The sequence below is a fragment of the Microcoleus pseudofavosus SVA1_A4 genome, from assembly GCF_036700565.1.
Lineage (GTDB): Bacteria > Cyanobacteriota > Cyanobacteriia > Cyanobacteriales > Microcoleaceae > Microcoleus.
Map to the genome: position 1 here is coordinate 1 of NZ_JAUBPE010000017.1, position 22,872 is coordinate 22,872.

Genomic DNA, 22,872 nt, shown 5'->3' on the forward strand with positions numbered 1-22,872 from the left:
CAATTGATCGTGGTAGGGACACGGCACTGCCGTGTCCTCCGTTTATATCATTCCGATGAAGAGCGGAATTGATATCAAAAGCCAACGGCTGCGATCGCCGTTACAGATTTCCTATCGTTTCCGGTTGCATCGGAATGATACCCAGGACACGGCAGTGTCGTTTGCCTACCCAGATTAATTGTAGGGACACGGCACTGCCGTGTCCTGATTTCGTTCGGTAATATTAATTCCGATGCTACCGGATTTGATATCAGTCACTCCCGGTGCGAATTCCCTTAATTAACAGAATGATTTAGATAGGAATTTTAGATCGGGAGCGCAATCAGGAATTCGGTGCCTTTGTCCGGTGCTGAATTAACTGAAATGATGCCGCCATGTTTTTCTACGATAATTTGACGGGCGATCGCCAATCCCAATCCCGTTCCTTTGCCAACAGCTTTGGTTGTAAATAAGTGGTCAAAGACTCGCTGCTTTACTTCATCGGACATTCCCATTCCATTGTCTCGAATGCGAACGATCGCTTGTTGACCAGAGTCATCCAATCCTGTTTGAATTTCAATTCGGTTCGGATTGGCTGCGATGTCTCCAAAAGTGCGTTTCTGGCTGGCTTCTTCCAGTGCGTCGATCGCATTTGCCAGAATGTTCATGAAAACCTGATTCAATTGTCCGGGGAAACATGAGATCGCGGGAATACTGCCGTAGTCAGTCACGACTTCGATCGCAGGTCGAGATTCCGAAGCTTTGAGGCGGTGTTTGAGAATCAGAATCGTGCTATCAATGCCTTCGTGAATGTTGAACGGAACCTTGTAGTCTTTGTCGGCTCTAGAGAAGGTACGCAAGCTAGTGCTGATGCTGCAAATGCGATCGACTCCCAACTGCATCGAACCAATGAGTTTGGGTAAATCTTCGCGCAGGTAGTCCAGCTCGATCGCCTCAATTTCGTCTTGAATCACGGCACTGGGATTGGGATATTCCTGCTGATACAAATCAATTAATCTAAAAGTATCTGTAACATAATCCAGAGCGGGTTGCAAGTTGCCCGCAATGAAGCCAACCGGATTGTTTATTTCATGTGCGACCCCGGCGACTAAGTTACCCAATGCAGACATCTTTTCACTTTGCACGATTTGTAATTGAGCGCCCTGGAGTTCTTGCAAAGCTGCTTCTAATTGTTGGGCATATTGCTGCGATCGCTCATAAAGTTGAGCATTTTCTAGGGAAATCGCCGCCTGAGCGCAAAGTAAATTCAGGAGTTCCACGCGATCGCTCGTAAACGCTCCCTTGGCTAAATTATTTTCTAGATATAAAATGCCCAATAATTTACCTTGATGCAAAATCGGGTTGCACAAGATGCTCTGAGGCTGTTGACGCACAATATACGGGTCATTCGCTAAAGTCGGCTCGGCCGTCGCATCCAGCAGCACAACAGTCTGCCGATTGTGCTTCACTTTGTAAATCAGCTTCAGGGGAATGTCCTGGCTATCATCAACAGGAAGGCTTTGCAACACAACTGGCTGCGTCCCTATAGTAATTGACCCTTTAATCAGCAGGCGCGAGTCTCGCAAGAGCATTAACACGCATTTATCAGCCCCCGCATTTTCGATGACGATCGAAAGCAACGATGCCAGCAGTTTTTCCAGTTCGATTTCGCCTGAGATAGTTTGGGAAGCTTTGAGAATAGCGGCTAAATCTAAAGCTACAGAGATACTGCTACTACTGGATGTGGCGGAACTGGTAGAGGTGACACTCCCCAATGTAAAGATAGTTTCGTTAGTTGAAAGCGGAGAACGGGTTTGCTGTAATATTGGCGCAAGCAATTGGGGATAGCGTTGTTCTAAGTCGGCGACTTTGGCTTTTGCTCCCCAACGGGCATAGCAGTAGTAAGCTTCTTGCATATATACTGCGGCAATTTTTTCTTTACCCCAATCGAGATAGAATTTAGCTGCAAGTTCATTTGCTAAGGCTTCGTCTTGGATAAAACCATTGGCTTTAGCGCCCGCAATGGCCCGCTCATAGCCATCAATTGCCTCTGAGATATTGCCCAAAACTCGACATCTTTCTGCTGCCAAGAGAGCCACCTTGTGTTGGTGATTCATAGGGGCATTCTCTGCCCAGGTTGATAGGCTAGCGTGATGCTGTTCTGCTAAAGCAAGTAGTTGTAACTGCTCATCCTTAGACTTTCCGATTGGCACCGCTAAATAGGTTAACCCCCCATAGAAATGCACGGCGGGAATATGGAGCATTCCAACAATACCACCTAAATATTGGTTAACTTCATTGATATATTCAAGGGCGCGGTTATAATCACCAAACAAATAAGCCAAGATCAGCTTGTAGGTGTAAGCAATGCCAAAGCCTGTTAGTTGATTATTTTGAAGGTACTGTGGAAATATTTTCGTCTCGTCATAAGCATCTCCAATCAAGAGAGTTGGTTGATGGTTTTTTTCAAGCAAGCGCCCAAAGAATTCTTGGTTCATTTTTAAGTAGGCTAGGGAATTAGCCTGCTTTAGTGAAGCAATGACCGAACAAAACTGAGCGATTTCTGATTGAAGGGCAGACAATTCCTTTCCGGCATAGAAACAAGCATAAAAATAGTGGGCCATACAATAGCCTAAATACAAAAAGTCACCGATTTCTATTCCTACTAAATATCCCTGCTTGAGCAAAGCAGCCATAGAAGTCATAGATTCTTTTTGATGCTGGACACAGGCAGCAAAATGAAGGATTGTCAGACACTTGTACGCTTTTGTATTGAGCCGATCGATTAAAGTTAAAGCCATTTTCCCCAAGTGATAGCCCCGCTCGACTTGACCCAAGCCCGTCGCTAAGACCAAGCCATAGGTAGCATAGCCAACACTCGAAACAGGTGCATTACCAAACTGGAGCGACAGGCTCACAATGTTCGCACAAACAAAGGGCAGAAATGCGGGTTTAGCTACAAATACCATTGGCATGATCGTTCCCAGCAGTTCCATGGCAGCAATTGTCGCCGGGTCAGTCATCACAGGCAAGTTGACCAAATCCTCAATGACTTTCCCCTCTAGCTCGACTTCCACATTTTGTATGGTTTGTTCGCTTAGGCTCGGTGTGATGTCTGAGGGAAATTCTATCCCCAATAGAGTGACGGCTTGAGCAGCAATGGCGATCGCATCCGCCAATTGATTCTGAGCCGTCAACACCCTGATTTGCACCATGTAAACAGGCACTTTATCCAAGACCATCTGAGCCTTATCCAAAACCTGTTGAACTTGGGCGATTGCTTCCTCAAAATCAGCCTTTAAACAGGCCACATCTGCGGCGATCTCATGGAGTTTTAAGCTCAACTCATACTGAGTTTGCCAACTATCTTCCGAGAGTAATTCCAGTCCCACCGTCACCAAGTCTCTCGCCACGCCATAAGCGGTTGCCTTTTTCGCTTTTTCGATCGCAGCTAGATTTAGCCGAATCAAAGACTCACGTTCGGTTTGATGACTTAGCAACCCACGACTTAGATTTAGATGACTGACAATATCAAATAACTTCTCCTCTCGCTCTGCTTTTGACAAACGAGTTTGGAGTAACTGACCCATTTTGAGGTGAGTGGCCTGTTTTTGGTCTTCAGGAATTAGTGAGTAGGCGGCCTGTTGCACGCGGTCATGGAAAAAGCGATAGTGAATTTGCTCAGAAATCTCTTCACTCAGGGATCGATGCTCCTGGGGTTGGTTATCATCCAAATAAAACTTATAGATTTTACCCTCCGGCACAATCAGCCCCTCTTTGAGCGCAGACCACAAAGTCAAGGCTACTTGAATTTCGTCTTGTTCTGAAACAATCGTCAAAGTCTTGAGGTCAAATTTTGCCCCAATACAAGCGGCAAATTTAAGCTGTTCTTGGGTGGTAACTGGCAGTTTTCGTAACTGCAAAGCCATGAATTCCACCACATCATCGGTTAAGGCTGCATCCTGTACCTGCACTAGGTCGCATTGCCAGTGACAAACCTCCCGGTCAAAAGTAATCAGACTATCTTGGTGTAATGCCTTGAGAAATTGGGTCGCAAAAAACGGATTGCCCTGGGTCTTTTGTATGACCAGCTTGGTTAAGGGCTGCACAGCGCTTTGTGAGGCTTGAAAAGCATCAGCAATTAGGTGATTGAGGCTATCAGCACTCAAGGGACTGAGGGTGAGAGTTTCAATGGTGACATCGGCATTTTCTAGGGTGTTAACTGTCATCAAAAAGGGATGACCGGGAAATACTTCATTATCTCGATAGGCTCCTAAGACTAAGAGACATTGAGAGTGAGATTGGGCTTCCGTCAACAAACTTTGCATGAGGTTCAAGGAGGCGGAGTCAGCCCATTGCAGGTCATCGATAAAGATGACTAGGGGATGTTCTACCTTCGCAAAAACCTGAATAAAGTTTTGGAACAGGAGGTTAAAGCGATTTTGGGCTGCCTCACCGGAAAGTTCTGGAGTGGGAGGTTGTGACCCAATAATCCGTTCGAGTTCAGGAATCAAATCGATGAGGACTTGACCGCTATCTCCTAGTGCTTTGAGCAGCTTTTCTTTCCAGGTTTGTAACTGCCGATCGGATTCTGAAAGTAGTTGATTCATCAAGTCGCGCAGTGCTTGGACAAAGGCTGACAGGGGAATGTTGCGGTTGAATTGGTCGAATTTGCCTTTGATGAAGTAGCCTTTTTGCTGGGTAATGGGTTTGTGGACTTCGTTGACTACGGCGGTTTTGCCAATCCCAGAGAATCCCGCCACTAGCATGAGTTCTGAACTGCCTTGGGAAACGCGATCGAAGGCTTTAAGTAATGCTTGAACCTCAGTTTCTCGACCATAGAGTTTCTCAGGGATGAGGAAGCGATCGCATACATCCCTTCGCGCAATTTCAAAACTCTGAATTTCACCAGTTTCTTGAAGTTTAGTTAGACATTTTTCTAAGTCAAACTTCAATCCCAAAGCACTTTGATATCTATCTTCGGCATTTTTTGCCATCAATTTGCTGACAATTTTTGATAGTACAGAGGGAATTTCCGAGTTAATTTCATGTATTAAGGGCGATGCTTTGGCAATATGAGAATGTACCAACTCCATTGGATCGTTGGATGCAAAAGGTAACTTTCCGGTTAGTAATTCAAAGAAAGTCACACCCAAAGAATAAAAATCAGTCCGATAGTCAATCCCCCGATTCATTCGGCCTGTTTGTTCTGGGGAAATATAAGCAAGTGTCCCTTCTAAGACATTGGGATTGATGAGTGTTTGTGTTTCTCGCAGCAGTAGAGACGCAATACTAAAATCAATTAATTTGACTTGTTTGGTTTCGGGATTAATTAAAATATTGCTGGGTTTGATGTCTTTGTGAATAATGCGATCGCGATACAATATATCTAAGGTGTTGCAGAGGGCGATCGCGATTTCTAAAAACTCTCTTAATGAGAATGCGTTTTTCCCCGAACCCGCCCATTCCTGAAGAGAAATACCCCCAAAGTCTTCCATTACTAACGCATAGCTATTCCGATAGGGTTCTAGACTATAGGTTTGGATGATTCCAGGTTGACAAAGGTTTTTAGCAATGGTATACTGGTTACGAAACTGCACCAGTTCGCTGAAGGTGGGATAGTCATTTTTTAGCAGCTTGATGACGACAGGTAATCGATCGTGGGTACGGACGGCCCGATATACTAAAGTTCGACTTCCTGAATAAACTGTTTCGACAATTTTATAGTTGGGAATTTGAACGGTTGTGTGAGGTTTGCTGTTTTCGTGAGAGTTATTAATGGTCATAGTTTTTTGAGGATTTATGAGTGAGCGATCGCTTACATGAGTCCGAATGCTAGGGAAGAATTAACTTGTTTATGCCGCCTTGATGGGTAAGGTGATGATAAATTCTGTTCCCGATCCTAGTATAGAGTTGACGTTCAGGGAACCGCCATGTTTTTCCTCAACGATTTGACGAGCGATCGCCAATCCTAATCCCGTGCCTTTCCCCACTCCCTTCGTTGTAAATAAATCATCAAAAATCTTCGAGTGCACCGCCTCACTCATGCCAATACCGTTATCTTTGATGCGAATTATTACTTGCTGCCTATCTTCAGATAATTCTGTTTTGATAATAATTTGATTGGGATTAATTTTAATCTCTGCATAACTACGTCCAGTATTTGATTCTTCTAAAGCATCGATCGCATTCCCCGAAATATTCATAAATACCTGATTTAATTGTCCGGCATAGCATTCGATTTTCCTAAAATCACCATAGTCCTTAATAACTTGGATTTCGGGGCGAGTATCAGAAGCTTTCAGACGATGTTTGAGGATCATAATTGTACTATCAATACCATCGTGAATATTGCAAGCAATGGGGCGATCGCTATCAGCACGAGAAAATGTCCGCAGACTAATACTAATGTCTTGAATTCGCTTCACACCTTCTTGCATCGATTCAATTAACTTGGGTAAGTCTTCCCGGATGTAGTCGAGGTCAATCGCTTCAATTTCCTCTTGAATTGCCACACTGAAATTAGCAGATTCTTGCTGAACTAAATCCAGCAATCCAAACAAATCTTTGATGTAGTCTAAAGCGGGCTGAATATTGCCAGAAATAAAGCCAACTGGGTTATTAATTTCGTGGGCAACACCAGCCACCAAATTGCCCATAGCTGACAATTTTTCGCGTTGAATGATTTGGAGCTGAGCTGCTTGTAATTCAGCAGTTTTTTGCGCCACTTGCTGTTCTAAAGTTTGAGTCAAGAGACGCAACTGTAAATGGGTTTTCACCCGCGCTAACACTTCTTGTTCTTGAAAGGGCTTGGTAACGTAGTCTACTGCACCAAGTTTAAGCCCTTTAACTTTGTTGTCTACATCAGCTAAAGCGGTCATAAAGATAACCGGAATATCGCACGTCTTTTCATTAGCTTTCAGGCGTTGACAGGTTTCAAATCCATCAATTCCCGGCATCATTACATCCAGTAAAATCAGATCGGGAGGTCGCCGCTCAACTTGTTGGATGGCGCGTTCGCCACTGGTAGCGATCGCCACCTTATACCCCGCATTACTCAACGCTTCCGAGATGACATCCAAATTGGTGGGAGTATCATCAACAATTAAAATTAAGCCAGTTAAACCTGTCGTCATAGTTCCCATCCAAATTTTAACTATTATTAGTGAGATGTTGTTGAATTAATTCCTCGATCTTCTCAGTTTGGAATTGCTTAGCTAATTGTATTACTTGCTGAATAAAGGGCTGATAGCGCTCATCCTTTTGCCCAATTTGATCGGCGGTTTCTGCCAGTTCTCTGAGCAAGCCATCCTGTGCCAGTTCTAGTAAAATTTGCAAGTCCGCCGCCGATGGGGGAATTAGTTCTTTCGTGGATACTTCATTATTGCTTGTTGTTAACTCAGTTACATCATATTTCCAGATGAGTTGTAAATGTTTGGCAAGCAAAATCAACAACTCCTCTGCATCAACGGGTTTGGCCAGAAAGTCATCTCCACCCATATCTAAGCTTTTCTGCTGGTCTATTTCTGCCACCGATGCCGAAGATACTATCACCCGTAAATGCTTGATATCCTCCGAATTTCGTAACTTTTTGAGCATTTCAAAGCCCTCCATTACTGGCATCGCTAAGTCAGTTATAACTAAATCTGGCAGTTGTTGTAGAGCTTTTTCTAAGCCTTCTTGACCATTTTGTGCTTCAGTAAAGCTGAATCCTAGTGGTTCTAATAGATTGATTAATACCGATCGATTCTCCCAGTGATCGTCCACAACCAAAATATGTTTCGGCGCGCCTTCATGGCCAATAATGGTCCGTCCTTTACTAACAGAATTTTGTTTTGCCCAATTTTTGGCGATCGGCAGTGCCACCTCAAAGAAGAAGTTACTGCCGACTCCATGCTGGCTGTCCACCTGAATTTCGCCACCCATTAATTGCACGATTTTTTGGCTGATAGCTAAACCTAAGCCAGTGCCTTCTAATTGCCGTTTCCGATCTCCTACTTGCTCAAATTCCCGGAAGAGTCGGCTTAATTGCCCCTCTGCAATCCCCACTCCTGTATCTTTGATTTGAAATTTCAGGCGGAGAATTTGGGTACTTACCTCTAGCACCTCTACCTTGAGAGTAACACTGCCTCGATCGGTGAACTTAATGGCATTGCCCAACAGGTTAATCAGGACTTGACGGAGGCGTTTCTCATCGGCTTCTATTCCTTCTGGCAGGTCTGAGTCGGATTGATAAATAAAGTCGAGATTTTTCTGATCGGAGCGGACTCGACAAATTTCAACTACTCCTTGCAGGAAGGAGGGCAAATGTATAGCACTGGGGGCAAGGTCAAGTTTCCGGGCTTCGATTTTGGAGATATCTAATATATCGTTGATCAAGGTTAGGAGATGGGAGCCGCACTGATACATAATTTGCACTCCGTGGCGTTCTTTATCTGGCAAAACTTTAGAGCGATTCAAAATTTGGGCATAGCCAATAATTCCATTTAGGGGGGTACGGAGTTCATGGCTCATGTTTGCCAGAAAATTACTTTTTGCCTGGTTAGCACTATCGGCTTGATCTTTGGCAATACTCAGTTCGGCGGTGCGTTCTTCGACACGGACTTCGAGTTCGGTAAAGGAGGTGCGTAGCTGTCCAGCCATTTGGTTAAAGGAGCTAGCTAGTGCTTCCAATTCACTGATACCTTTGACTTCCACAGTTTGATCTAGAGTACCAGAGGCGATCGCTTCACTTGCTTGCTGCAATTTCAGAATCGGTCGAGCAATCCAGCGCGAAGTAAATATACCCAAGATAGTTGCCACAACTAAGGCCCCCAAACAAAGCAGTATAGTAGTGCGAGTGTTGGCATCAATTTGGGCCATGAAATCTGATTCTGGCGCTACAATCACACTGAGCCAATCAATGCCTCGTTCATCTCGAATGGCAGAAACTTGCACCAATTGCCGCTGATCCGCCAGCATAAACTCAAGTTGCTGACTCTGCTTAATATCATTGAAATTGCCAAAGCGATCGAGGATTGCTTTGGCTGTGGCACTAATTACCGGACTTTCCGACTTGATGGCGGGAATTTGTGCCAATGTATTTTTTTTAAGGTCAATAATGTAAGGGCTTTCAATCTTGGAACTGGCAATCAGGTTGCCCGATCGATCGATGATAAAGGTTTGTCCGGTCTGACCTACTTTTAGCGTGCTGAGGAAATGATGAATTTTCTCAATCCGAAGGATGCTATTTTGAACGCCTAAGAACACGCCATTTTTGTCATAGATGGGTTGGGTTAAAGCAATTGAAGCGACTTTTACAGCGATGCCCAAATAAGGATTTGTCCAGATTGGTCTTCCAGCTTCCTGGGCATTTTTATACCAGGGGCGAGAGCGGGGGTCAAAATTTGCTTGAGTTTCTATCAGCAGAGCCCGTTCACCTTTTTCATCAAGTTGGTAGATTTTGCGCTGAGGTAGATCCGCTTTGTTCCCAACCAAAGCCATAATGCCTTTATTTTGTCTATCCTCTACTTGTATACTCGTACCGTCAGCCAGACTAACTTGCATGACTTCGACCGTATTTTTGCTGACTAACTGCCAAAAAGTCCGTTCCAGTTTGGTGACATCGGTTAAATCAATCTGCTCCTCTTGAGCAGCCGCGATGATAGTTTGTCCAGCAACATAAGGTTTTTCTAAGTAGTTGAGAACTTGGAGGTTAATGCGATTGCTCATCTCTTGACGCAACTGGGTGGAAACCTCATTGACGGCTATCTGTCCATTTCGCAGGGACAGATAGCCAATCAGTCCGACGGCGGCAAAGACTTGCAATACAAACGGAACTACTAGCACAAGTCTTAAAGGTATGGTTTTATGTGGATTCATGTTAGACCTAGATAATGGTTCACTTGGAGATTTACCGAAATAAGGTGAGCAAGCCTGATGTTTTGCAATAATGCTCGTTAATTTGGTAGTGTTTCAAGTGTGTTGATATAATATTCAATTCTATTCTATTCTCTTAGATGACAGGGATAGCGATCGAAAACACAGTCCCCTGGCTAGGGACAGAATCAACTTTAATTTGTCCGTGATGTTTTTCTACTACAATTTGACGCGCGATCGCTAATCCCAAACCAGTGCCTTTCCCTACACTCTTAGTAGTAAATAAATTATCAAAAACTTGTTCCCGCACCGCTTCACTCATGCCGATACCATTGTCTTTAATCCGAATTATTACCTGTTTTTTGTCAGTAGATAACTCTGTTTTAACGATAATTTGATTGGGGTGGGCTTTAATCTGTGCATAACTCCGTCCAATATTTGATTCATTCAAAGCATCGATCGCATTCCCCAAAATATTCATAAATACTTGATTTAATTGTCCGGCATAGCATTCGATTTTTGGGAGAGCGCCATAGTCCTTAATAACTTGGATTTCTGGGCGAGTGTCGTTGGCTTTGAGACGATGTTTGAGGATCGTGATCGTGCTATCAATGCCCTCGTGGATATTGCAGGCTACGGGGCGATCGCTATCCGCACGCGAGAAGGTCCGCAGACTAATACTAATGTCTTGAATTCGCTTCACGCCTTCTTGCATCGATTCAATTAACTTGGGTAAGTCTTCCCGGATGTAGTCAAGTTCAATGGTTTCGATTTCCTCTTGAATTGCTGGATGTAATTGAGGATATTTTTGCTGCACTAGATCGAGCAACCCAAACAAATCGTTAATGTAATCTAAGGCTGGGGTAATATTCCCAGTCAGGAAGCCGACAGGGTTATTGATTTCATGAGCAACGCCAGCGACTAAGTTTCCCAACGCAGACATCTTTTCGCTTTGAATCATTTGCAATTGGGTTTGCTGCAAGTCATGCAAGGCTTGCTCTAATTCTTGAGTTTTTTGGATGATGGTGGCTTCGGCACGTTTGCGATCGCTAATATCTCGACTAATCGATGCCAGACAAAGTGGCTGATTGGTGAGGGGATCTTTGATAACAAAGAGCACGTAATCAGTAGGAATCAACTGCCCAGTTTGGAAGTGGCAAAAGTTCATCTCTCCATGCCCAACGCCCTGCTGCATCACGCGAGGCAGGATTTCCTGTTCTATTCGGTCAAAATCTTCTGGACTGTGGAAATCCCGCATCTGAAAGTTGGAGATTTCGGCGGCGCTATCGATTCCAACCAACTGCCGTCCGGCTGGGTTGAGATAAATGGCTTGTCCAGTAAGGGTGGCGATGCCGATAAAATCACTGCTGCTTTGCACTACGGCGGCCAATTTTTGCTGTTCGATCAAGGCTTGCTCTAGCTGCTGGGCATAGGTTTGTGACTGCTCGTAAAGTCGGGCATTTTCTAGGGAAATGGCCGCTTGAGCGCAGAGTAAATTGAGCAATTCGATGCGATCGCTCGTAAACGCCCCCGCTGCTAAATTATTCTCCAGATATAAAATGCCCATCAACTTCCCTTGATGTAAAATCGGGCTGCACAAGATACTATGAGGCTGCTGACGAATGATATAGGGGTCATTTGCTAAATTCCGATCGACCGTCGCATCAAGCAGCACAGCAGTCTGCCTTTCGTGCTTGACTTTGTAAATCAGTCTTAAGGGAATGTCCAGGCTGTCCTCAATGGGAAGACGCTGCAACACAATTGGCTCCGAACCCTGAATAATTGACCCTTCGATCGACAGGCGATCGTCTTGCACGAGCATTAACACGCATTTATCAGCCCCCGCATTTTCGATAACGATTTCAAGCAATGATGAAAGCAGTTTTTTGAGTTCGATTTCCCCTGAGATAATTTGGGAAGCTTTGAGAATAGCAGCTAAATCTAAAGCCACAGAAACACTGCTACTGCTGGAAGTGCCGGAACTGGTGGAGGTAACACTCCCCAATGCGAAGATGGTTTCGTTAGTTGAGAGGAGAGAACGTGTTTGCTGGAGGATAAGGGCGAGGAGTTGGGGATAGCGTCGTTCCAAGTCGGCGACTTTGGCTTTAGCTCCCCAACGAGCATAGCCGTAGTAGGCTTGGGTCATGTATGCCTCCGCAATCCGCTGTTTACCCCAGTTGAGGTAAAATTTTGCCGCTAGTTCGTTAGCTAGTGCTTCTTCTTGAATGTAGCCGTGTTCTTTAGCAGACGCGATCGCGCGATCGTAGTAATCCATTGCTTCATACATTTGCCCCAACACTCGATACTGCTCTGCTTCAACCAAATAAAATTTGTGTAAATGGTTTGTGGGTGCATGGTTTGCCCATTGTTTGAGCTTCTTTTGGTTGTCAACAACTTCCTGGGGGAGGCAATCGCATTCTCTACCTTGAGTGTTGGGTAAGGTAGCAAGATAGGTCAATGAATTGTAAAAGTGAAACACCGGAACCATGAAACAGCCGGATACTCCACTCAAATATTGTTTGGCAAAAGCTGACACTTTAATTGCTTGCTCCCACTCATTGAACAAGCAACAAAGAATTAATTTATTGATATAGAGTGTTCCCATTGCGTAAAGATCGTTTGCCTTCTGATGCAAGGGCAACATTATTTGCTCGTCATAGATTGCACCTTGAACTTCCCAGGAACAACTGCTCTGAGCGAGTAAATTCAAGACGGATTGATAAAAGACTCTGAGATAGTTGTGAGCAACTTCCTGTTTGAGTTGAGCCAAGGCCTGACTGTAAATCCTCATTTCTGGTTCTAGGATTGACAAATCTTTTCCGAGAAAAAAGGACAGCGAACAGTAATTGTAGACACAGTAGGCAGCATATTCTAAAGTACCCATCTCCAGACCGCTGTGGTATCCGTCAAGTAAAGGAGCGAGTGATTCTTGAATATGATGTTTCCAAGGCTTGACAAATGGATAAACCATGTTAATCGTGCTGGCTTTAAATTCTCTATTATGGAAACGTGATAATAGTTCCATCGCCAGTTGACCAACGCGATCGCCTAAATCAATTTCCCCAATATCGCACAAAATTACGCCATACCAAGCATAAGTTTGCGCTGATACAGCAGCATTACCATATTCAACTGATAACTGAACTTGCTTGCACACGATTAAGGGCAGTAGTTCTGGAACCGCTTGATAGATTGCTGCTGTCACAGTTGCTAAAATTCGCATCACTGCCAGAGCTTGAAGGTCTGTCATCTTAGGCAGTTCCAGCAAATCTGCCACATCTCTTCCTTTTAATAAATCTTGAGTCTGTTGCAAAGTTTGAGTATTATCTGCGTTAGTCGGCTGCTCTGGAAACACCACTCCAAATAATTTCAAAGCAGAAAGAGCGGTTTTAATAGCTTGGGGCTGCTGACTCTGCGCGACATCAGCCAAAATTCTCACTTCATAAACTTTAACTTTGTCTAATAATTGACGAGCATTTTGCAGTACCTCATCAACTATCTGCTCCATTTGCTTAAAGTCACCGCTCAAACACGCTACTTCTGCGGCTAAATCATGCAGAGCCAAGGTAATGTCATAGCATTGCTGCCAACAATTTGCCCCGAGAAGTTGTATGCCTTTTGTTGCGTATTCGCTTGCTGCGAGGTAAGCTGTTGCAGATTTTGCTTTTTGTGCAGTAGCTAGGTTTAGCTTTGCTAACTCCTCGCGTTCAGTTTCTAAGCCAATTAAATCGGCTCCTTTATTTAACTGATTGACAATCTCAAAGATTTTTTCATCTTTTCCCGTTTGGCTGATTGCACTGAAAAGCAATTGCCCAATTTTTAGATGCGTCTGTTGTTTTTGGTCGTCGGGAATCAGAGAATAGGCAGCTTGTTGGACGCGATCGTGCAGAAACTTGTAGGAAGCGGTCGTTTGTTGTTGACCCTCTACCAAAGATCGATCGCCGCTGAGGGACTCAGAATCATGATAAAACTTATAAACTTCGCTCTGCGGGAGGACTAGACCTTCCTGCAATGCTTTCCACAGATTCGCGGCGGTTTCCGTTTCTGATTGTTCTGAGACGATCGCCAATGTCGCCAAATCAAACTGATTGCCAATACAAGCCGCTAACTTCAAAATGTCCTGGGTTTGGGCAGGCAGCTTTTGCAGTTGCAGCGCCATGAATTCCACCACGTTATCAGTGATAGAGAGCGATCGCACCTGGGTCAGATCGCACTGCCAATGTCCGACTTGAGGCTCAAACGCAATGTATCCCTCCCCATGCAGCGCCTTGAGAAACTGCGCGGCAAAGAAGGGATTGCCCTTTGTCTTTTGATAAATCAACTGGCTTAGGGTTTGGGCAATGGCTGTTACACATTGAAGGGTATCGGCAACTAGCGCACTCAAGCTCTCTTGACTCAACGGAGCTAAGGTGATGATATTCACGGTGGCGCTGGCTTTGTTAAGTTCCTCCAGGGTTAGCATTAGCGGATGCGCTGGCGACACCTCATTATCGCGATACGCCCCGATCAACAGCAGGTAGCCGGCTTCGCGCTGACTCATCAACACCTGCATCAAGCTCAAGGAAACTGAATCTGCCCACTGCAAATCATCCAAAAACATCACCAATGGATGCTCGCTTGTCGTGAATACCTGAATGAACTTCTGAAACAGCAGATTAAACCGATTCTGCGCTGCGCTGCCGGAAAGTTCTGCTACGGGTGGCTGTTCGCCCATAATCCGTGTTAGTTCAGGAACCACGTCGATGATGACTTGGGCATTCTCCCCCAACGCTGCCTGGATAGCTGTCCTCCACTGGGCCAGTTGAGCATCGCTTTCACTCAGCAACTGTCCCATCAAGTCTCGGAATGCTTGCACAAACGCAGACAGGGGAATGTTGCGGTTGAACTGGTCAAATTTACCTTTAATAAAGTAGCCGCGCTGACGGACGATCGGCTTGTGCACTTCATTGACGACTGCGGTTTTGCCAATCCCAGAGAAGCCCGCCACTAACATCAACTCAGAAGCACCATTGGCAACACGACCAAATGCCTCCAGTAACGTCTGCACTTCCGATTCCCGCCCGTAGAGCTTTTCGGGGATGAGGAAGTGATCGCTGATATCTCGCTGTCCCAACTCAAACCAGGTGTGCTTGCCTGTTTCTCGCCACTGTTCTAGGCAGGTCACTAAGTCATGTTTAAGTCCCAGCGCACTCTGATAGCGGTCTTCGGCGTTCTTGGCCATCAGTTTGCGGACAATCTCGCCCAGCATCAAGGGCAAATCGGGGTTGAGATCGCAGAGGAAGGGTGGTTGCTTGGCAATGTGGCAATGCACCAATTCCATCGGGTCATCGGACCCAAAGGGCAGTTGCCCCGTCAGCAGTTCAAAGAAGGTGACACCGAGGGAGTAGAAATCGCTGCGGTAGTCAATGCCCCGGTTCATGCGTCCAGTCTGTTCGGGGGAGAGGTAAGCGAGGGTACCTTCGAGAATGTTCGGGCTCTGAATCTCTGGCGTTTCGCGCGGCAGCAGCGAGGCAATGGAGAAGTCAATCAGCTTGACTTGCTTGGTGTCTGGGTTAATCAGGATGTTGGCAAGTTTGATGTCTTTGTGGACGATCCGGTTACGGTAGAGGTCGTGCAGGATGTCGGAGATTTGCAGCGCGATCGGGCAGAATACATTGAGGCACAGGGGTTTGCCTTGGGCGAACTGGCGCAGCGAGATGCCGCCAAAGTCTTCCATCACCAGAGCATAACCGTTACGGTAGGGTTCCAGACCGTAAGGTTGAATGATGCCGATCGAGCTCAGATGTTTGGCAATGGTGTATTGATTGCGAAACTGCACGAGTTCGCTGAAGGTAGGATGCTCATTACTCAGCAGTTTGATGACTGCGGGCTGCTGGTCTGCTTTTCGCAGAGCCCGGTATACGAGCGTGCGGGAGCCGGAGTAGAGTTGCTCGGTGATGTCGTAGTCGTCAAGGGCGATCGCGCTGTGTGTAAGCATAAAACTACTCAACCTATCTAATAAAATAAGTTTCTTTGCTATAATTCCCCTGAGAGAATTAGGGCTAACAATGTTAACAACATCTGACCTCCAAATTAACACCGCCTCGACTGAGTGGCAATTCTATTAATTCCTGAAATTACGCAACTGGCGATCGCGATCGCAACACGATACAAGTCGTCTTTTTAAAGGCGAAATTCTCTCAAAGTCTTGTTTTCAGCGACTGTAACAAGTCGCCCAAACAGCCAGTCTCCGGCCTATTGACACCCACCAGCCGCCAAGTGCAGGACTATGAGAATATCAGAGCCGGGCTTGAGTGAAAGTTTAAAATTAATTCCGGTTGCATCGGAATTAATATCACCCAAAATCAGGACACGGCAGTGCCGTGTCCCTACAATAAATCTGGCGCGCAAGAAACGGCACTGCCGTGTTTTCGCTTATCATTCCGGCGCAGCCGGAATTGATATAAAATTAAAAATCACCTGTTTTTCAAGAACAGCTAAAATTATGAGATTTACCAAATTAGACTATTAATTAAACAACTCAAATATCCAAGTATTAAAATGACTTTAACTGGTGGCAGAGATATTGCTACCGCGCGAGCCTTTTGCGTAACTCCTGTTAATTTTTAACCGCTTCGGAACGCAGGCGAACGCAGATAGTTATCAAATCTATCTGCGTTCGCCTGCGTTTATCTCCGGTTGAAAATCGAATTCCAGGCTTGGGGTCTGGGCTCGATCGTACTAGGAAACGACGGAAGCTACTTTTGCAGCAGTCCGAGGGCGACGGCGACCTGTTACTGTATTCACAGGGGCTGGTACTGGGGATGGTACTGATGATGCTAGTTTAGGTGCTTCCAGCGAAAGCTGCGATGTTTGTTGCACAATTTCCGATCGCACTGCTTCTTCAGGAATTTGCATCAGGAATACCAGCATCGGATTGCTTTGCAATTGCCGGCGCAGCACTCGCCCAATTGCCTTTTCTATTTGCGTTTGAACTCCTATCCAGTCAACATTAACTTGTGAGTCAGCAGTAGCAGGTAGGACAAATTCCGACCAACGATCGCTCAAAACTGTTTCAATGGTTTGATTGATTAATCCGATCACTTCGGCGCGATCGGCTGATGTCACTACACCCTTCAAGTGTACTTCCGGCTTAGCAACTAATTTGCCTTCCCAATTCAAAGCGGCTGCTACAGTTACCGCGCCATCTCCGGCTAACTGCTGGCGTTCCTTGAGGACGCTCGCCTTGACAACGCCCGATCGAGAAGAGTCTACTAATTCAATTCCTGAAGGCACTTTAGTACCGAGTCGCATCGAATTTTCAGTTAATTCTACGACATCGCCGTTGTCAATAATCACCATATTGCTAGCGGGAATGCCCATGCTTTGAGCCGTCTTGGAGTGCTGCACCAACATCCGGTGTTCTCCGTGTACCGGCAAGAAGAACTTGGGACGAGTCATGTTAATCATTAACTTTTGGTCTTCTTGACAGCCGTGTCCCGAAACGTGAATTCCTTTATCGCGCCCGTAAACTACGTTTGCGCCCAGCATCATCAATTTGTCGATCGTGTTTACCACTGCGATCGTATTTCCCGGAATCGGATTAGCTGAGAAAATGACTGTATCGCCCTTTCTGATTTTCAGTTCGTGATGTTCGCCGTTAGCAATGCGAGTCATCGCCGCCATCGGTTCGCCTTGGGAACCTGTAGTTAAAATCAGTACCTTGTCTTCAGCCAAATTGCGGATTTCTTTCAGCGGTTTGAAAATACTATCTTCGCATTTGATGTAGCCGAGATTGCGACAGTGAGCGATGACGTTCAACATCGAGCGACCAACTACTCCGACATACCGATTGTTTTTCTTAGCCAAGTCCAAAACAATTTGCAATCGGTGTACCGACGAAGCAAAAGTCGTCAGCAGCACTCTTCCCGTTGCTTGAGCGATAATTCTGTCTAAATTCGGAGCAACAGAACGTTCTGAAGCGGTAAAACCGGGAACTTCCGAGTTAGTAGAATCGCTAATCAAACACAATACGCCTTTTTCGCCGTACTCCGCCAGCTTTTGCAAATCAAAATGCTCGCCGTCTACAGGAGTGTGGTCAATTTTAAAGTCTCCGGTGTGGATTATAATTCCCACGGGAGTATGAATTGCCACCGTGAAACTGTCAGCCATCGAGTGAGTGTTGCGAATATATTCGACTAAGAAATGCTTGCCAATTCTTACCGTATCCCGGGGCCGAACCGTTCTCAATTCCGTCCGGTGAGACACTCCGGCTTCTTCCAATTTCCCCGCGAGCAAAGCCATCGCCAAACGCGGGCCGTAAATGACGGGAATTTCAAATTGTTTGAGGTGATAAGGGATGCCGCCGATGTGGTCTTCGTGACCGTGAGTCACGATCATACCTTTAATTTTTTGGCTGTTTTCCCGCAGGTATGTCATGTCTGGGAGGACAATATTTACACCGTGCATTCCATCTGTCGGGAACGCTAAACCTGCATCTAAAAGAATTATTTCGTCGCCGTACTCGAACACACAAGTGTTTTTACCGATTTCGTGCAGCCCGCCGAGGGGAATAACTTTTAGAACTTGTGCAGTTGTATTTTTGATCATGCGTATCCTTTGTTAGTTATTTTGTTATTTGTCTTTTGACTGTTGTCTGTTGTCTGTTGTCTGTTGTCGTCTTCTGTTCGTTAACGGGCGATTTTTTCCAAGATATTTGTGGAAAAATTCCTTACGGGTTTTACTCTCCCGTACAGTCAGTTGTCTTCTGCCTTCAGTCTTCAATCCTCAGTCTTTAATCCTTGAGTGTTAGCTACTTACTAACAGTTAACGACTAATGACTAATGACTAATGACCAATGACTGATAACAACCAATATTCAGTTGTCTGAAAACTCGTTCTCGCCCCTCTTGATAGCTGATACTGCGGCTAGCTGACTCAGTACGTCCTTTAACTTTTGAGTTACCTCAACTGGCGGATCGCACAGGGGCGGACGGGTGGAACCTACATCCCAGCCTTGAAGTTTGAGAGCTGTCTTGACGGGAATGGGATTTGTGGTGAGAAATAGAGCTTTAAACAAGTCAAATAGTTGCAAGTGAATCTGGGTAGCGACTTGAACTTGACCGCTCTCGAAAGCTTCGATCATCTGTTGCAGTTGCTCTCCTACCAGATGGCTGGCTACGCTAACTACACCAGATCCTCCTACCGCCAACATCGGCAAAGTTAGGGAATCATCTCCAGAATAGATGGCAAATTCAGGGGATGTCAAGCACCGAATTTGACTTGCTTGATCCAAGTTGCCACTTGCTTCTTTTACGGCCACTATGTTGGAGATTTCTGCCAATCGAGCTACTGTCTCTGGCAACATATTTTGGCCTGTGCGACCGGGGACGTTATATAACATTATAGGCAATTCTGGAGCAGATTGCGCGATCGCCCGAAAATGATTGTACAAACCTTCTTGCGGCGGCTTGTTGTAATAAGGAACGACCTGCAAACAGCCATCTAACCCTAGTTTAGCTGCTTTTTGCGTAGCTGCGACTGCTTCTGAAGTAGAATTCGATCCGGCTCCTGCTATTACCAAAGCTTTACCGGCCACCGCTTTTTGTACCACCTGAAATAATTCGTACTCTTCATCCCAGGTCATAGTGGGAGATTCGCCCGTAGTTCCGCACACTACCAAGCTATCCGTACCGCGATCGGCTAAATGAACTGCCAATTGTTCTGCTACCGCATAGTTAACGCTGCCGTCTTCCTTAAACGGCGTAATCATTGCAGTCAGAACCCGTCCAAACTTTACCACACTTTCTCCGATTTTAGACTGTTGATTTTTGATTTTTAATTTTTGATTTCAGATGAAAGGTTTATCTAAAATCCCCAATTTCAATTTCCTTTTTGCCAGCGATCCCGCTAATTAGAAGCCGCCACCGCTTGTTGGATTCGCAGCAAATCTTTATCTGCCAGCAACTCAGCTATCTGCACCGCATTTAAAGCCGCGCCTTTGCGAATTTGATCGCCAGACAGCCACATTTCCAACCCGCAGGGGTGAGAAATATCTTGGCGAATCCTGCCGACTAACACCTCATCCTTACCGCTGGCCTCGACAGGCATCGGGAAATAATTAGCTTGCCAGTCTTCTACCAGCTTAACCCCGCTTGCCTGCTTTAAGATTTCCCTGGCCTCGATCGGGCTAAAAGGCTCTGCAAACTCTAGATTAATCGCTTCCGAATGAGCGCGCAGTACGGGAACCCGCACGCAAGTTGCCGTAATTTTAATCTCGTCCGTCCCAAATATCTTCCGAGTTTCGTTGACCATTTTCATCTCTTCCTCACAATACCCCAAATCGTTAATCGGGGTGTTGTGCGGAAACAAATTAAATGCTAAGGGGTAGGGAAATATATCTGTTTTGGGCGTTTCCCCCTGCAAAATTGCTCTTGCTTGAGCTTTCATTTCCTCCATGGCCCTGGCGCCCGCGCCGCTGGCAGACTGGTAAGTCGCTACAACTATGCGCTTTACTGGCCTAACTTTGTGCAGCGGCCAAACGGCAACTGCCATCAAAATCGTCGTGCAGTTGGGATTAGCAATTATACCTCGGTGAGCTGCCGCCGCTTGGGGATTGACTTCGGGAACCACTAGCGGTACGGTCGCATCCATGCGGAAAGCGCTGGAATTGTCGATTACCACTGCTCCGGCGGCCACTGCTTTCGGAGCCCAGAATTTAGAAGTAGAGCCGCCCGCCGAGGCGAGCACTAAATCTACATTATCGAACGATCGCTCCCCCACTGCCTCGACCGGCAGCATCTCGCGGCCAAAAGGCAAAGTAGTGCCTGCTGAACGTTCCGAAGCCAGAAGCTTCAAGTCAGCAACGGGAAAACTCCGGCTGTGCAATAGTTCTAGCAACTCGGCACCGACTGCGCCGGTGGCTCCTAAAATGGCAACTCGATAGGATTGAGACAAATTAGTTTCCTCCAGAAATTAAACTCTAAACGATCGAAATCAGAAATTAAAATAACTGCAATACTCAATATCAAACTTAATTAATGTTAGGCGACATCAGGATCGTGAGAGGATGGCAAGGGTGCAGTTAACCGGAGCGGTCGATCGGACGATTCGATTCAGATTGCAGCTCGATCGTACACAATCCCAGTTTAGCATCTTTCGCCGTTAGCGAAGCCCTCGAAGAGGATCGCCCCGCGCCTAATCCGCATCGGTCTGCGAGCAGGCGCATCCATTGAGTTTGACGCGCCGCCGCCGTCGAAAACATTGACATCACAGGGCGATATGTGCTATGGTGCATCGGCAATTAGTGGACTTAACCTCCACTTTCCTAGCAGCCAAAGCTAGTATCCTCAAACTAAAACTATTTGGCAAAAGCCAAAAAAGTCGCCGGTCACGACTTACAGTCTCATCCGGTAGAGGTGTTTGTAGTTGTGCCGCTACAAGTCAAAGCGTACAAACTTAAAATGCAGCAAAGTCAGATTTGTATGTATTTTATTACACTATTGTTAAATATCAAAAAAGCCGATGAAAGTAACCCAGGAAAAACTTCCAGCTAGCCAAATTGGTCTGGAAATCGAAGTACCGTCAGAAAAGTCAAAACAAGCTTACGAGCAAGTAATTAAACAATTTGCTCGCGAGATCAATATTCCTGGGTTCCGCAAAGGCAAAGTTCCCCGCCAAGTTTTGCTACAGCGCCTGGGCCAGACTCGCTTGAAGGCGACGGCTTTGGAAAATTTGATTAATGAGTCGCTGCAAAAAGCCCTCGAACAAGAAAAAATTCAGGCAATTGGCAGTTTTGAACTGAGCACAGAGTTTGAAGAATTACTAGCTAAGTTCGACCCGGAACAGACTTTGACATTTACAGCTAAGGTTGACGTACAACCAGAAGTCAAAATGGGTCAGTACACCGGCTTGCAGCTTCAAGCAGAAGAAGCTAAGTACGACGAGGCTCAGGTAGATGAGGTACTGGCAAAATATCGATCGGACAAAGCTACTTTAATCCCCGTAGAAAGCCGGCCAGCTCAGTTGGGAGACACGGCTTTGGTTGATTTTTCCGGCAGGTTTGCAGACGCTCCCGAAGGCGAAACTCCCGCAGAAATTCCCGGCGGCCAAGCAGAAGACTTTCAAGTAGAATTATCGGAAAATCAGTTTGTACCGGGCTTTATTCAAGGCATGATCGGGATGAATCCGGGAGAAACAAGAGAAGTTTCCGTGCAGTTCCCGGATGAGTACAGCAGTGAAGAATTAGCGGGAAAACCAGCAGTCTTTACGATTACCCTCAAAGAACTTAAGGAAAAAGAATTGCCGGAGTTGGACGACGACTTCGCCCAAGAAGTCAGCGAGTTTGAAACTTTAGCAGAACTCCGCGAGTCCCTCGAAACTCGGTTTAAAGCAGAGCAAGAAAACAAGACATCAGCTAATAAGGAAAAAGCTATATCAGCAGCACTCGTGCAGCTAATAGAAGTGGAAATTCCCGAAACAATGCTCGATCGCGAAATCGATTATTTGCTGAACCAACAAGCCGTCCAATTGAAAAATTACGGCATAGATATCAACCAACTGTTTACCGAAGAAAATATGGGCCCGATGCGGGAACGCTCGCGTCCAGAGGCGATCGATCGGCTCAAGCAGTCCCTAGCTCTGGCAGAAGTAGCCAAGCTGGAATCCTTATCTGTGGAAGACGCAGAAGTATTAGAAGAAGTAGCAAAAGTCAGAAAACAATTTCCCAAAGGAAATTTTGATCCTATAAAATTGGTGGAATTTGTAGGAGAAGACTTGCTCAAACAAAAAACCCTGAAATGGTTGGAAGAAAAAGGGACAATCGAACTCGTCCCTGAAGGCTCTCTGAATCCCGCAGCAGAAGAATCAGAAGAATCAGACGCTGAAGTTTCAGAAGAAGAAGCAGCCACAAGCGTCGAAGTGGAAGTCGTAGGCGAAGAATAGAACCACAGGTTTCGCTTCCTTTGAACTACAAGTGTAGGGTGCGCACCGCGCACCTTATCCTTACTAAGCTGTTCCCAATTTAACTTGCACGATGTGTAAGCTGAATGCCTTGCA

10 protein-coding genes are annotated in these 22,872 nt (G+C 45.8%); 2 read left to right on the forward strand and 8 right to left on the reverse strand.

What is annotated here, in order from left to right; all coding sequences use genetic code 11:
* Positions 1-305 precede the first annotated feature (305 nt).
* From QUA02_RS09710 to QUA02_RS09745, 8 genes are all read right to left on the reverse strand, one after another.
* A complete protein-coding gene (locus tag QUA02_RS09710; RefSeq protein WP_333027019.1) occupies positions 306-5,765 on the reverse strand; it encodes a trifunctional serine/threonine-protein kinase/ATP-binding protein/sensor histidine kinase in 5,460 nt (1,819 codons plus the stop codon).
* 69 nt (positions 5,766-5,834) lie between these two features.
* Complete coding sequence (locus tag QUA02_RS09715; RefSeq protein WP_333027021.1) at positions 5,835-7,115, reverse strand: sensor histidine kinase; 1,281 nt, start codon at positions 7,113-7,115, stop codon at positions 5,835-5,837.
* A gap of 16 nt (positions 7,116-7,131) precedes the next feature.
* Complete coding sequence (locus QUA02_RS09720) at positions 7,132-9,840, reverse strand: hybrid sensor histidine kinase/response regulator (protein WP_333027023.1); 2,709 nt, start codon at positions 9,838-9,840, stop codon at positions 7,132-7,134.
* A gap of 133 nt (positions 9,841-9,973) precedes the next feature.
* Positions 9,974-15,814: a trifunctional serine/threonine-protein kinase/ATP-binding protein/sensor histidine kinase gene (locus QUA02_RS09725; protein WP_333027025.1), complete on the reverse strand. Its 5,841-nt coding sequence runs from the start codon at positions 15,812-15,814 to the stop codon at positions 9,974-9,976.
* A 743-nt stretch (positions 15,815-16,557) separates the two neighbouring features.
* A complete protein-coding gene (locus QUA02_RS09730) occupies positions 16,558-18,426 on the reverse strand; it encodes a ribonuclease J (protein ID WP_333027028.1) in 1,869 nt (622 codons plus the stop codon).
* 268 nt (positions 18,427-18,694) lie between these two features.
* Positions 18,695-19,618 (reverse strand): 4-hydroxy-tetrahydrodipicolinate synthase, encoded by a 924-nt coding sequence (gene dapA, locus QUA02_RS09735; protein WP_333027031.1) that lies wholly within the window; start codon positions 19,616-19,618, stop codon positions 18,695-18,697.
* A gap of 107 nt (positions 19,619-19,725) precedes the next feature.
* Positions 19,726-20,772, reverse strand: coding sequence for an aspartate-semialdehyde dehydrogenase (locus QUA02_RS09740; RefSeq protein ID WP_333027034.1), 1,047 nt, complete (start codon positions 20,770-20,772; stop codon positions 19,726-19,728).
* 127 nt (positions 20,773-20,899) lie between these two features.
* On the reverse strand, positions 20,900-21,112 hold the full coding sequence (locus QUA02_RS09745) for a hypothetical protein (RefSeq protein WP_333027035.1): 213 nt from the start codon (positions 21,110-21,112) through the stop codon (positions 20,900-20,902).
* A gap of 67 nt (positions 21,113-21,179) precedes the next feature.
* On the opposite strand from QUA02_RS09745, the gene QUA02_RS09750 reads away from it, so the two are divergent.
* Both QUA02_RS09750 and tig read left to right on the forward strand, forming a co-directional pair.
* Complete coding sequence (locus tag QUA02_RS09750) at positions 21,180-21,371, forward strand: hypothetical protein (RefSeq protein WP_333027037.1); 192 nt, start codon at positions 21,180-21,182, stop codon at positions 21,369-21,371.
* Positions 21,340-22,758, forward strand: a complete 1,419-nt coding sequence (tig, locus tag QUA02_RS09755; protein ID WP_333027038.1) for a trigger factor — start codon at positions 21,340-21,342, stop codon at positions 22,756-22,758. The genes QUA02_RS09750 and tig overlap by 32 nt, the downstream gene beginning before the upstream one ends.
* Positions 22,759-22,872 lie beyond the last annotated feature (114 nt).

Bases quoted from the DNA above. Each gene is read 5' to 3' on its own strand.
- QUA02_RS09720 (WP_333027023.1), bottom strand. From the start codon at position 9,840: ATGAATCCACATAAAACCATACCTTTAAGACTTGTGCTAGTAGTTCCG.
- QUA02_RS09725 (WP_333027025.1), bottom strand. From the start codon at position 15,814: ATGCTTACACACAGCGCGATCGCCCTTGACGACTACGACATCACCGAG.
- QUA02_RS09745 (WP_333027035.1), bottom strand. From the start codon at position 21,112: ATGCACCATAGCACATATCGCCCTGTGATGTCAATGTTTTCGACGGCG.
- QUA02_RS09730 (WP_333027028.1), bottom strand. From the start codon at position 18,426: ATGATCAAAAATACAACTGCACAAGTTCTAAAAGTTATTCCCCTCGGC.
- QUA02_RS09710 (WP_333027019.1), bottom strand. From the start codon at position 5,765: ATGACCATTAATAACTCTCACGAAAACAGCAAACCTCACACAACCGTT.
- QUA02_RS09715 (WP_333027021.1), bottom strand. From the start codon at position 7,115: ATGACGACAGGTTTAACTGGCTTAATTTTAATTGTTGATGATACTCCC.
- tig (WP_333027038.1), top strand. From the start codon at position 21,340: ATGAAAGTAACCCAGGAAAAACTTCCAGCTAGCCAAATTGGTCTGGAA.